Below are 13,918 nucleotides of genomic sequence, written 5' to 3'. Positions count from 1 at the left end.
ACAATCACGAGAATGTATCTATAGGAGAGTAACTTTCAGGGATGAATTTTTTTCTAGTTGATGAGTACATATATCTGATAATACGATAGATTTAGCGAAATACTTAACTACAGGACGTGATTGAATGATGAAGCAACGAATCTTAATTATAGAAGATGAACCACAGCTGGCCAGACTTCTGCAACTAGAATTGCAGTTTGAAAAGTTCGAATCGGATATTGCCCATACCGGCCGGGAAGGATTGGATAAATTCAAGGAAGGGAGTTATGATCTTGTTTTGCTTGATCTTATGCTGCCAGAGCTAAACGGCATGGAAGTATTGCAACAGATAAGGAACTCAGGATCATGCACACCTATTATTTTATTAACAGCTAAAAATGAAGTGAAAGACAAGGTTGCTGGATTAAATTTGGGAGCCAATGATTATGTGACAAAACCATTTGAATTTGAGGAGCTGCTGGCCAGGATACGGGTGAATTTACGATTTAGTCCAGCTTCCCTTCCAACTGTTACCCCTCCATTAAATCAATTCAGTTTTGGCCCAATTCAAGTGAATTTAGATAGCCATGATGTGCTGAAAGATGGAAAGGTGATTGAACTGACCCCGCGTGAATTTGATTTACTTGTCCATTTTATTCGGAATGCACGCATTGTCCAAACGAGAGAGCAAATTTTAGATGCTGTATGGGGGTTTGATTATTATGGAGATACAAATGTCGTGGATGTCTATGTCCGCTACCTTCGTCAAAAGCTTGGGAATCAGGTGATTCAAACGGTACGGAGCGTTGGCTATGTTATGAAGGAGGAATAGGATGTGAAATTACAAACAAAGATTAATTTGTTATCAACTGTCCTTACTCTTTTCTTTTTTTGTCTGAGCTTTATCGGCATTTATTATTTCTATAAGTATTTAGCCTATGATACAGAGTACGAGCGGCTAAAAGGATATGGAGATGAAATGCTGGCTGCAATCAGTGAATTAGACAGTGCAGATAATATTGATACTTTATTACGTTCCTATATTCCGCAGAATGGGATGATCCATATAACCGATTCGAATGATCATGCCTTTTTACGCCTGCAGGCTACTTCTACAACAGATAAAATGAATTATGAGATAAATGAAAATGACAGATACACCATCTCTGAGTGGGAAGGTGTACTGATAATGGCCATCCGCTATCCGATGGTCTGGCCGGATTATTCACTTGTCAACGTGCATTTTGTCCAGCCTTTGGGTGAAGTGTCTGAAAATATGGCTATCTTAAAATGGATCTTGATCTTAATCACCTTGCTGGCGATCATCCCGATTCACTTAGCAAGCCAGCTGCTTGTTCGCTTGATTGCTATCCCAATTCAAAGGCTGACTAGCACGATGCGTCGAAACATTTCACAGTCGAGGTATGAGAAACTAGAAACACCCGCAAATAAAAAAGATGAAATTGCTGAGATGACTTATACGTATAATTCACTCATGGATAAGTTAGAGGACAGCTATGCAAAGCAGCAGCAATTTGTCGGAAATGCTTCACATGAACTGAAAACACCGCTCACGATAATTGAATCATATGCAAAGCTTCTCCAGAGAAGAGGTTTTGAAAATGAAGACATCAATCACGAGGCATTAGAGGCAATCACGAATCAAACAGCCCAAATGAAAGCGATGATGGAACAAATGCTTGAGCTGGCTAAAGCGAATGAAACATTACAGATCAAGTGGGAGACCATTTCGTCGAGGGAGCTTTTCTCAGATACCGTGATCAGCTTTCGACAAGCTTATAAAAGGGACATTAATCTACATGCAGAAGATTTTACGTTAGCGACGGATGTATCAAAGCTGAAACAGATTATCTTTATCTTACTTGATAATGCCCGCAAATATAGTGAGGACAAGATTGATGTATTCATAAAAAATGGCCAAAACGTGACCATTACAATCCAGGATTATGGCGTAGGGATCACTGAGGAAGATATCCCTCATCTCTTTGACCGTTTTTATCGAGTGGCAAAGGACCGTAATCGCCAAACAGGGGGAACAGGTCTTGGTCTTGCGATTGCAAAGGATCTTGTTGAATTACTTCAGGGAACGATTACCGTAACAAGTGAGGTTGGCATGGGAACAGCTTTTACCGTAACACTGCCTAAGGAGGAGCCCGCATATGAAAATTAACTGTACTTGGATATTGCCAGTTCTCCTTTTGATAGGGATCATTAGCTTATCGCTTTATGCCTATAACCAGATTTTGACGAAGACAATTTTTGGAGAAGCGGAGATAAAAAATCGGGTAGAGTCTCTATTTAACGGCCAAGTCCAGTCCGTTACGAAAATAAAAGATCAATATGAAGTAACTTTTTCAAAAAATGACTTCCTATATGAAGTGTCAGTTGATGAAACGGAAGGGACGTTCAGTAATATTTCGCTGATTAAAGAAGGTATGATAAAAGAAGAACCACCTAAGGAAGAAATTCCAGAGGAAGTGGCACCAGCAGAAGAGGAAAAGACAGAGGAAAAACCAACAATTGAAGAACCTGAAGCGGTAAAGCCGTTAACCGAACAACAGGTGATTGAAATTGCTCGTTCGAAATTTAATGGTGAAGTGGACGAGATTGAGTTTGTAGGTACGAATGAGGGTGGCTATTATAATGTGGACATTGAAACCGCTGAGGACGAGGCAACCCTTCAAATACATGCACTAACTGGTGAAATTTTAACAATCACGTATGATGATTAGTATTCTCATCATTTTCTAATGTTTTCATTTCTTTCTCATGAAACTCTAATTTTTCTCTAATTTACGTTTAATGTTGCCACTATACAATACAAGTAAGTTAAAGAATAAAGGAGAGTTCATCATGAAAAAATTAGGGATAATGTTAACAATTTCAGCAGCTGTAATAGGAGGATTTTTCATCGCACATTCTACGACAAACGGATCCGCTGCGACACAGACTACAGAAAGTACAAAACTAATCACAGAAAAAGAAGCTAAGGAAATTGCATTAAAAAAATTCAACGGAACGATTACGGAGGTTGATTTTGATCAAGATTATCAGCACCCGCATTACGAGTTTGAAATCCAAAGCAATAATAAAGAAGTAAATATTGATGTTGATGCAAAGACTGGTAAGGCAACCATTACGGAGAGCGAACTAGCTGAAAAAGAAAATTCAGCCAGCACGAAACCAGTACAAAACAATCAGTCAGTATCTAAAGAGCAAGACGACGATGATGATGTAAAGGCATTTTCATCTCAACCAGCTGCTGCAAAACCAAGCTCAACTAAGCAGAACGAAGCTGTAACATCAAACCAAACAAATGCAGCTAATACTCGAACAGCTAAACCGAATGCAGCTAAGACCCAAAAAGCAATCATCACAAAAGCAGAGGCCATTAAAATTGCTTCAACTGTCGCTAAAGGAACAGTAACAAAAGTTGAATTAGACAACGATAATGATGATCAAACTAAGACTTATGAACTGGAATTCAAAGACGGAAACGTAGAATATGATGTTGAAGTAGATGCATATACAGGAAAAATCATTGAAGTCAATCAAGATATGGAGGACTAATCAGGAAAAATCCTTTATGATTCGATAAAAAGAAAAGCACGATTCTTTCATAATTAAAGAAGGAATCGTGCTTTTTTATGAGTGGAAAGAGGACACATTAGTAGGGAATTTCATTCTACCCATGTTACGATCAAATTATATTTAAAGAAACAAGTAGAAGAAAAATTGGAGTTAATTAAACCGGTAACTAAATACAATAGGAGTGTTGCCACCGTGCTGGATAAATTTAAACAGAAATTTAACGAAATAAGTAAAAATGGAGTCACCGTCCCTATTAAGCCAGTAATGTTAGAACAGCTCATAAAAAGACAGTCTGGTCAAAAAGAAATAAAAGTAGAAATTACAACAGGCCACCTGAACATTCGCGGTACAACAGATAAAAATGTTTCATATATGATAAGTCTGAAACCTATTCATATGGAAAAAAGAATGATTATTTTTGAAATTGAGAGTTTGAAGCCTACTGATATGAATAAAGATGAAATTAAAATTTTTAACAGTCCGCCATTTTCAGATTCTACAAATCAGACGGTTAAAATGGATTTTAATTCCTGGGATATCGTCAAAAAGATACCTGTTGGAAAAATTAAATCGTATGAGATGAATGATGGGACAATCAAGTTAACATTATCATTATAAAGAAGAGCGAGGATTTCCGTAAAAGTGCGGAAATCCTTTTTTTGGACCAAAAAGATTATACGCAGCAGCTATTATAAACAGAGATACTCAAAATCATTCATATACTTCGCACTGGTTATGAGGTAGAACAAGTTTTGTGTATTTGCCCGTTTTTATGTTACTTTACGACTAAAATAATTAATAAGTATTCGTAAATCAAAATGTGTAATTAGATTATATTTAAAAATAGAATTATTGGCTGTGGAAAGTGGAGAGTGAAAAAAGGAAAATGCCAGAAACCAACTATTACTGTAAGTTAAAAATATAATATGAATATGGAAATTCAGTTGATAAAAACGTTATGGAATTATTTTGAAGTTCAAATTATTAATTTATATTAAATTTTCAAAATATTTTGCTATTTTTATTTTAGGTGTGTTAATATATCTAAATACTAATATCTCCAATAAAGGAAGGATGCATAGAAAAGAAAACATAATACCTTTATTTTTCAGAATATTTAATTAACTACTAAGGGGCGATGGGGATGAAGAGAAAAGAATATATAGTTAATCGAATGTATAAGGCGTCAACGGGAATCGCAAATGCCGTTTTAGTAACATTGGGAATCGGTCTATTATTTGAATCAATTGGGGGTTATTTTGATTGGCAAATGTTCCTTACTATTGGAGGAGCGGCAAAGGTTTTGCTCGCGCCTGCTCTTGGTGCAGGGATTGCCTATCAGCTTGGAGGTAACTCATTAGTACAATTTAGTGCAATGGCATGTGCGTCAGTTGGTGGAGCAGCTATTCAAAAAACAGCAGAAGGTGCTTTTACGATCGTTACTGGACAACCCATATCGGCTGTATTGGCTGCACTCATCGCTACATATATAGGCAAGAGGATGGTTGGTAAAACGAAATTGGACATTATGGCAATTCCAATTACAGCTATTTTTATTGGCGGGGTTTCAGGAGTTGGATTAGCGGCGGTGACAACACCTTTACTAACATGGATAAGTGCACAAATAACAGCCTCTGTAGAAGGCTCTCCTTTAATTGGATCGATTGTCCTATCCTTGGTATTTAGTCTTTTATTAATGACTCCAGCTTCATCAGCTGCGCTTGCGATTGCTCTGCAGTTGGATCCAGTATCAAGTGCAGCAGCTTTGATTGGCTGTACAGTACAATTTGTAGCCTTTACAGCAATGAGCTATAAAGATAATGATTTAGGTGGCTTCCTTGCCCAATCAATCGTGACACCAAAGGTACAGTTTCCTAATTTGATAAAAAACCCAATCTATATTATACCTGCGTTTACAGCTGCCGCAATTGCTGCGCCAATAGCTACGATGGTCTTTGATTTTAAAGTACCGTATGAATTAGGGGGTATGGGGCTAAGCTCGTTGATTGCACCGATAAACATCTTAGCTAATCAAGGGATAGGCATATTCCTCATTTATGTAGGAATAGGGATGGTGCTTCCTGTTATGATTGCTCTTTCGATTCACCGTCTTCTAAAAATGGCTGGAAAGGTTAAAGCAGGTGATCTTCATCTTGAAGTTCAATAGTTGTCTGCTTTGTCTCTTTTGAAATATTGACTCAGATAGGGTTTGTGTAAATCCAACGAAGAAGAGAATCTATTTTGAAAAATATGCTAAAAATGAACCTAAACAATCCATAGAGAAAGTTATTATATCTTCATTTGTAATGAACATATAAAAAATGCGAAGTGAGTAGATGATTTCTGTATGATGCAGGAATCATCTTTTTTCGTGTGCAGAATGACAGCTTAGTTGCTTGTTGATTTAAAATATAAAGTACTTCAGTTTACTTAAGTCCAAAGAATGTTTCAGGCGGGCCATGAGTTTAAGAATATGCCTACAATATATCGCGATTATTCTTTTGGGGGTATTATGACTTCGTAATCAATAATCAGATTATTGTTTGGATGGAAATCACCTCCATTGTGAAAGAGAATTCAGCAATATAGTAGCAGACACATATAGTTAATTATATTTGAATGTTTTTTCTACGAAAGGGGACGTATTCAAGAGTTGCTGGATTTGTTTGGTAAGGAAGAATGATTCAACTCTGATGATCCTCTTTCGTTTAATTTATATAAAGGTATAGGCATAAAGTCCATATTTCTTAATCATATTCTTCTAAAAATAGGAAAACGTAAACTGTTCTTCAGAAAGTTAGTTTACTAGAATGGAAGGGTGTAATTATGAAAACGATTACATATATGAATTTATGCAATCGTTTGCCTACTAAGAGAAGAATGAAGGAGGAGGAAGATGTCTGTGAGAAAGAATAGAATTATCGCGTTGCTAGGCACATTTTGCTTGTTATTGACAATGCTCCCTCAGCTAAGTGCAAAAGCAGAAGATGGAAAAACGGAGATTGTCATCCATTATCAGGGAAATGATGATGCAAAGGATTGGAATCTATGGGTATGGCCTGAAAATGGAGAAGGTCATGTCGAACAGTTTGAGGAAGAAGATGCATTTGGAAAGGTTGCGAGATTTACACTGGAGGGACTTCATGAGCGGGTTGGCTTTATTATTCGTACTGATTCATGGGAAAAAGATGGAGGCGACCGTTGGATTGAAGGAATAAAGGATGGAAAGGCGGAGGTGTGGATTATTTCAGGAGATGATGAAGTGTACTATTCAGAACCAAACAGTGAGCCGAGCATCAAAAAGGCAGCGATGGACAGCTTTACAGAAATCACTGTCACGACAAATAATCCACTTGATATAAACAGAACAGTGATTGAGCTTGAAAATGCACCCATTCAAGCAATTATCCCTGAGGAAGGGAATAGCTCAGTAACAAATAAGTTTACGATAAAAACAAACAAGAAGCTTGATGTGCGTGGAAGCTATGCCGTGAGAATTGAGGGCTATGGAGAGCGGGCTGTTGAGATAGGAGAAGTGGTGCGGACAGAGGAGTTTGATCGCCAGTATTATTATGGTGGCAATGATCTTGGGAACACCTACTCACGTTTTTCGACCAACTTCCGTTTGTGGGCTCCAACAGCTCAAGAGGCAAAGCTCGTTCTTTATGAAAATTGGAATGATCCTAAGGGCAAGGAAATTACGATGAAGTCGGATAAAAAGGGGACATGGACGGCTAAATTAAAAGGAAATCAGGATGGTCTCTTTTACACATATAAAGTGAATATAGGTGGGAAATGGACAGAGGCTGTTGATCCATATGTAAGGGCAGCGTCAGTCAATGGTCAAAAAGGAGCCGTGATAGATTTATCGAAAACAAATCCGAATGGCTGGAATAAACATAAGAAACCAAAGTTAGCGAATCCAGAGAGTTCAATTATTTATGAATTGCATGTACGCGACTTGTCCATCCAGTCAGAAAGCGGAATTAAGCAAAAGGGGAAATATTTAGGCGTTACGGAGAAAGGTACAAAGGGACCAAATGGGCTTCCAACCGGTCTTGATCATATACAATCATTGGGAGTAACTCATGTTCAATTTTTGCCAATCTATGATTATAAAACAGTAGATGAAACAAAGCTTGACGAGCCACAGTATAACTGGGGGTATGACCCACAAAACTACAATGTACCTGAAGGGTCATATTCTACCAATCCCTATGAACCTAAAGTGAGAATAAAAGAACTGAAGCAAATGATCCAAACGCTCCATAAGGAGGACCTACGTGTAGTAATGGATGTTGTCTACAACCATATGTATGATGCTGCAGAGTCAAACTTTCAAAAGTTGGTTCCTGGCTATTACTACCGCTACAATGAGGATGGTACATTGGCAAATGGTACCGGTGTCGGCAATGATACTGCCTCCGAGCGAAGAATGATGCGTAAATTCATCGTCGACTCCTCAAGCTATTGGGCGAAGGAATATAAACTGGACGGATTTCGATTTGATTTAATGGGAATCCATGATGTTGAGACAATGAATGATGTAAGGAAGGCTTTGAAGCGTATTGACCCATCATTTATTATCCATGGGGAAGGTTGGGATTTAAATACTCCGCTTGCGGCTGACATAAAGGCAAATCAGAAAAATGCTGAAAAAATGCCTGGCATTGCTCATTTCAATGATGACATTCGAGATGGACTGAAGGGCAGCGTATTTGAAGAGCAGGATAATGGATTCGTAAATGGAAAATTGAATATGGAAGATCGGATCAAAAAAGGCATTATGGCCGGTCTTGATTATGATAATAACCAGGCGACATACCGTGATCCGGAACAGGTCATCACTTATGTAGAAGCACATGATAATCACACCCTTTGGGACAAGTTGGAATTGACGAATCCAAATGCAAGTTATGAAGAGAAAAAACAAAGACATAAACTGGCCTCGTCTATCATTTTAACTTCACAGGGGATCCCATTTATTCACGCCGGACAGGAATTTATGCGAACTAAGTATGGAGATCATAATAGCTATAAATCCCCAGATGAAATTAATCAATTAGATTGGAAACGGAATGCAGAATTTGTGAATGAAGTGAAATATATGTCGGGTTTGATAGAACTTCGTAAAAACCATCCAGTATTCAGAATGACGGAGGCCAGCGCAATAAAGGATAGTATTCGCTTTTTAAATGCACCGGTAAATACGATTGCCTATACGATTACTGAACCATCAAGAGGAAAGCAAAATGGGAGCTATTTTGTAGCACATAATGCCAACACAAATGATGTTGAAGTTGTACTTCCACGAAACGCTGTATGGAATGTACTCGTAAATGCAAATGAGGCTTCCTCGAAACCCATATATAAACTGAAAGGGGAAAAGGTGACCATTCCTGCATTAAGTACTGTTGTGCTTCAAGAAAAGGGAAAAAAATATAAAAAGAAGCGCTGATGCATAGTTTATCCAAGGCCAAACAGCCCTGTCATCATAATGACAGGGCTGTTTGTTTTTTATAAAACGAATTAGCTAAGGCTTCAATAACCAACCTATGCCCCGGGTATCCCCGGTCAAAGGCGGAGCAAAGGTGTATCAAAGGTGAAGGAAAGCAGCTATCAAACACCTATACAGTACCTATGCCCCGGGTATCCACGGTCAAAGGCAGAGCAAAGGTGTGTCAAAGGTGAAGGAAAGCAGCTATCAAACACCTATACAGTACCTATGCCCCGGGTATCCACGGTCAAAGGCAGAGCAAAGGTGTGTCAAAGGTGAAGGAAAGCAGCTATCAAACACCTATACAGTACCTATGCCCCGGGTATCCCCGGTCAAAGGCGGAGCAAAGGTGTGTCAAAGGTGAAGGAAAGCAGCTATCGAACACCTATGCAACACCTATGCCCCGGGTATCAAACCCACCTCTCCCGCCAGTTTATCCCCTAAGACAAGTAAAGGAAGGTTTAGAAAACGAAAAAAGAAAGCCAAAATAGGCTTTCTTTTTACTTAGATATAAATTGCTGAGTCCAAATGTGACCAGATTTCGCATAACCTACACCAATATGAGTAAACTTCGAGCTTAAAATATTTGCTCTGTGGCCTGTGCTATTCATCCACGCCTTTACAACTTGTTCAGGTGTTGTTTGACCTTTTGCGATGTTTTCACCAGCAGATTTATAGCTGATACCAAAGTTTTTCATCATGTCGAATGGTGAACCATATACAGGACTAGTGTGACTAAAATAATTATTATCTCTCATATCTTCTGATTTGTATCTAGCTACTCTAGCAAGCTCCCAATCATATTTTAATTCCTGCAAACCTTGTTTTGCTCTTTCAACATTGACGAGTCTGATAACTTCTTGCTCATAGGATTTAACATCGTCTTGAGTAGGAATATTGATCTTTTGACCAGGATAAATCAAGTTTATATTTGAAATTTGAGAATTGGCTGCAATAATTTCGCTGATTCCTGTCTCTGTTTTAACAGCAATCTTCCATAAAGTATCACCGGAGACAACCGTATATTGATAGTCTGCAAAAGCGGTGGCTGTAGGTAGCAGTAAAGTGGTTGTGAGTATAACTGATGTGATTTTTTTCTTCATCTTTCCTCTCCTTAAAATTTTTTATTACGGGTTCGATTATATAAAAGAATGGAAGAGAATTGGTTGTCAATATCAGGAATCTACTAATATTGCCATTTGAACCCCTCTAGAAAGGGATTTATACAAATTTGGTAAATGATAGAATTGGCGATATAACTATTAGAGGGAGAGCTGATTTTTTAATAACCGATTATTAATGTTAAGAGTATAAACATCCAAGCTTGGGGCTTTTTTGCTGCGAAGATAGGGGTTAAGAGATGTGTTGAATATTGATTTAGAAAATAATGAAATATGACAAATTCAAAAACAGTATATACGTTCCTTCTATAAGTCTTTTATACTAGAAATAGGCAAATGGAAGGGGGGTCCATATAATGAAAAAGATGTTAATCACATTAGGTGTAACATTATTATTTACAGGGTGCAGTGCTAGCGAAAGTTCAATAAAGGTAAACGAAAAAGTGGAAATTGAGAGTTCTGTTGGACAAAAAGCCGTACATACATATATTAAGAAAGCAAAAGCTCATCTCAGTACAGCTCCTAATTATAATCCGGCAGTCTATGATGATCGGCTTATGAAAATGGCAAGTGATTCATTTCAGATATCTGTGGAAGAAGCAACTGAGATTTACAAAGCCTATGAATATGATAAATAATTTTTTTATTTAAATTTAAAGCGCTTTCATTCGGTGGGAGTAAAACTTTATTTTAGTTCTGTATTAACCTTCTTACAAAAAGGGTAATAAACTATTGATAGGGCTAATACAGAGAGGAAGTGGCACGGTGAGTCTCCAGACCGTTCTGTTTGATTTTGATGGAACTATTGCCGATACTTTACCTGTTAGTTTTGAAGCTTTTAGGTATGTGTTTAATAAATATGATCAAAGAAGTTTAACTGATGAAGAGATTATTCAATTATTTGGTCCCATTGAGGATGTTATTATAAGAAATCATTTACGTAATAAGGAAAAGGTGGAGCATGCCATAGAAGATTTTTATGATTTATATGAAAAAGGGCATAATCGTGAGTTTGAATACTTAACAGAAATTCAGGAAATGCTGGATGTTTTAAAGGACATGGATATAAATCTGGGAATTGTTACTGGAAAAAGCAGAAGATCATTAACACTCTCACTAGAGTTGTTGAATCTATACGACTATTTCGATGTGACCATTTCTGGCGATGAAGTTAAAGCACCTAAACCCGATCCTGAAGGGATACAGAAATCACTATTTTTACTCCATAATGATCCATCTGAGGTCATCGTTGTTGGAGATAGCCAGGCTGATATCGCTGCAGGAGCTTCAGCGCACGTAACGACCATCGCAGCTCAATGGTTTAGCACAGTTCAAACGAGCTTGTATGGAACAAAGCCTACTCATATTTGTAAGACTCTTCCTGATTTTATTAAATTGATAAAAAAATATAAGCATAACTTCAATTAAAATACACAAAAAATAAATAGTTTATTCTAATTAATTCCTTTTAAATTAACTCTTTGTAGTTAAACTTAAAAGGTTTTTTTGTCTATTCGCTTTAGTAAAATTGTTTATAAGCTTTATTTTGAAGATGAAACATTGTGAAAATCATTGATTAGTTTAGTATAATAGTCTTGTATGTGAAAGGGGGCTCTCACGTTGAAGGTTAAAAAAACCATATGGGGAAGTATAGGAATGTTATTAATGGTTCTTATCTTGGCTGGTTGTAATGAAACTGTCAGTCCAGAAGAGCGATTGAAGGAATACATAAACCTGTGGAACGATCAGAAATTTGATAAGATGTATTCGAACTATGTAGCAGACTCAGCCAAAGACAAGTTTAAAAAAGAACAATATGTCGATCGATATCAAAAGGTCTATAAGGACCTGGAGATTTCCGATTTATCAGTTAAAAGCGAATTCAAGGATGAGAAAGAGCTGAAGAGGGATCAAAAAAGTATAACACTTCCCATTCAAGTAAAAATGAATTCCCTTGCAGGACCGATTGAATTTGAAAAAGAAGTAACCATGAAGCTTGAAACGAAGGATAAGGAAGATAATTGGTATGTAGACTGGGATACAACTTATATTTTCCCTGAACTTCAGCCAGACGATAAGATTGGGATTAAAACGACAACTGGTAAAAGGGGCGAAATCCTTGATCGTAATGGAAATGGGCTTGCGATAAATGGAATTGCTCAAACTGTAGGTATAACACCAGAGAAGTTTGATGAATCCAAAAAAGCAGAGTTAACAAAATTATTGAATCTTAGCAATGACTATATTGATAAACAGCTTAATCAAAGCTGGGTTCAGCCAGGTTATTTTGTGCCAATTAAAACAATCCAAAATAACCAAACAGAGCTGATTGAAAAATTAAAAGTTATTAATGGTGTCAGTTTCCAAGAAAAAGAGATTCGGGAATATCCATATGGTGAAAGTGCAGCCCATTTGACAGGATATGTAGGTACTATTACTGCTGAAGAGCTAGAGAAAAATAAAGATAAGGGCTATTCAAATGACAGTATAATTGGCAAAAGAGGGCTTGAGCAATTATTAGAGGATAAACTGCGCCCGAAAGATGGCAATACGATTTATATTAACCGCGAAGATGACCCTATAGTCATTGCTGAAACAGAAGCAGAGGATGGGGAAAGCTTTAGGTTAGTATTGGATGGTGAATTACAAAAACAAGCATTTCAAAATATGAAGGGAGCTGCGGGGACATTTGCTGCGGTACATCCAAATACAGGAGATGTATTGGCGCTTGTAAGTTCTCCGTCGTTTAATCCAAACGACTTTGTACTGGGAATTAGCTCAGAGAAGTATAGTCAGCTGGAAAATGATAAAAAACTGCCATTATTAAATCGATTTGCGGCCGCTTATTCACCTGGTTCAACGATCAAGCCGATTATTGCAGCAATGGGTTTAAAAACGGGGAAGCTTGACCCAGAAAAACAGCTGAATATTAAAGGCTTAAAATGGTCTAAAGGGAAAGAATGGGGAAATGCCTCTATTACAAGAGTAAGCGATCCAGGAAAACCTGTTAATCTTCAAACTGCCTTACAAATCTCAGATAATATTTATTTCGCACAGACAGCTCTTTCGATTGGTGAGACTGATTTGATTACTGGATTTAAGGAATTAGGGATTGGCGAAGAAAAATTCCCGCTAGAATATCCAGTCCGCGCATCACAATATTCAAATAGCGGCAAATTGGAGAGCAGTAAATTATTAGCTGATACTGGCTATGGTCAAGGAGAAGTATTAATGAGTGCGGTTCATTTATCCAGTATTTACGGTACAATTGTCAATGATGGAAAATTGATGAAGCCTCGTCTTTACCTTGATACTGAAACTGCCGTTTGGCACGATTCTTTTATTACTGCTGAACAGGCTAAAACATTGAAAACTGACTTGAGGAAGGTTGTTACAAGCGGCACAGGAAAGGCTGCAAACACACCTAAACTGCAATTAGCAGGTAAGACAGGTACAGCTGAGCTGAAAAGCACACAAGGAGAAGAAGGTATTGAAAATGGGTTATTCGTAGCCTATGATCAAAAAAATCCGAAGGCTGTCATGGCACTGTTAATAGAAGATGTACAAAATAATGGCGGAGGTAAAAATGTTCAATCCATTGTTCAAAAGACATTCCTGGATTGGGATTCCTCTGAAATTGATTAATTAAAAAGGTAAACAAAAAATAGAAAAGAAGCTTCCATTCAGAACATGAACGATACTCTGGATA

Annotated in this window: 11 protein-coding genes; 10 read left to right on the top strand and 1 reads right to left on the bottom strand. The window is 37.5% G+C overall.

Translation table 11 applies throughout. The annotated features are described in order from the left end of the window. Window positions 1–127 precede the first annotated feature (127 nt). From FHY45_RS00455 to pulA, 7 genes are all read left to right on the top strand, one after another. Window positions 128–811: a response regulator transcription factor gene (locus FHY45_RS00455; RefSeq protein ID WP_139891549.1), complete on the top strand. Its 684-nt coding sequence runs from the start codon at window positions 128–130 to the stop codon at window positions 809–811. A gap of 3 nt (window positions 812–814) precedes the next feature. Further along, on the top strand, window positions 815–2,170 hold the full coding sequence (locus FHY45_RS00450) for a sensor histidine kinase (protein WP_139891133.1): 1,356 nt from the start codon (window positions 815–817) through the stop codon (window positions 2,168–2,170). Then, window positions 2,160–2,732, top strand: a complete 573-nt coding sequence (locus FHY45_RS00445; protein WP_139891132.1) for a PepSY domain-containing protein — start codon at window positions 2,160–2,162, stop codon at window positions 2,730–2,732. The genes FHY45_RS00450 and FHY45_RS00445 overlap by 11 nt, the downstream gene beginning before the upstream one ends. A 121-nt stretch (window positions 2,733–2,853) precedes the next feature. Beyond that, complete coding sequence (locus FHY45_RS00440) at window positions 2,854–3,570, top strand: PepSY domain-containing protein (protein ID WP_180349900.1); 717 nt, start codon at window positions 2,854–2,856, stop codon at window positions 3,568–3,570. A gap of 213 nt (window positions 3,571–3,783) precedes the next feature. Continuing rightward, window positions 3,784–4,209: a hypothetical protein gene (locus tag FHY45_RS00435; RefSeq protein WP_139891130.1), complete on the top strand. Its 426-nt coding sequence runs from the start codon at window positions 3,784–3,786 to the stop codon at window positions 4,207–4,209. A gap of 520 nt (window positions 4,210–4,729) precedes the next feature. Then, window positions 4,730–5,758: a PTS sugar transporter subunit IIC gene (locus tag FHY45_RS00430; RefSeq protein WP_373925450.1), complete on the top strand. Its 1,029-nt coding sequence runs from the start codon at window positions 4,730–4,732 to the stop codon at window positions 5,756–5,758. A 789-nt stretch (window positions 5,759–6,547) separates the two neighbouring features. Beyond that, window positions 6,548–9,049: a type I pullulanase gene (pulA, locus tag FHY45_RS00425; RefSeq protein WP_373925460.1), complete on the top strand. Its 2,502-nt coding sequence runs from the start codon at window positions 6,548–6,550 to the stop codon at window positions 9,047–9,049. A gap of 539 nt (window positions 9,050–9,588) precedes the next feature. On the opposite strand, the gene safA is transcribed toward pulA, so the two are convergent. Continuing rightward, entirely contained in the window at window positions 9,589–10,191 is a 603-nt protein-coding gene (safA, locus tag FHY45_RS00420) for a SafA/ExsA family spore coat assembly protein (protein WP_139891127.1), read from the bottom strand. A 374-nt stretch (window positions 10,192–10,565) separates the two neighbouring features. On the opposite strand from safA, the gene FHY45_RS00415 reads away from it, so the two are divergent. The 3 genes from FHY45_RS00415 (at window position 10,566) to FHY45_RS00405 (ending at window position 13,854) form a co-directional block, all read left to right on the top strand. Further along, window positions 10,566–10,847 (top strand): putative periplasmic lipoprotein, encoded by a 282-nt coding sequence (locus tag FHY45_RS00415; RefSeq protein ID WP_139891126.1) that lies wholly within the window; start codon window positions 10,566–10,568, stop codon window positions 10,845–10,847. A gap of 127 nt (window positions 10,848–10,974) precedes the next feature. Further along, window positions 10,975–11,637, top strand: coding sequence for an HAD family hydrolase (locus tag FHY45_RS00410; protein WP_139891125.1), 663 nt, complete (start codon window positions 10,975–10,977; stop codon window positions 11,635–11,637). A 192-nt stretch (window positions 11,638–11,829) separates the two neighbouring features. After that, the gene (locus FHY45_RS00405; RefSeq protein ID WP_257468930.1) at window positions 11,830–13,854 is read left to right on the top strand and encodes a penicillin-binding transpeptidase domain-containing protein; all 2,025 of its coding nucleotides are present in this window, start codon (window positions 11,830–11,832) and stop codon (window positions 13,852–13,854) included. Window positions 13,855–13,918 lie beyond the last annotated feature (64 nt).

The sequence above is a fragment of the Bacillus sp. D386 genome (genome assembly GCF_006346415.1).
The sequence above is the reverse complement of the archived record's forward strand: the minus strand, read 5'-3'. Positions and strand labels throughout refer to the sequence as shown.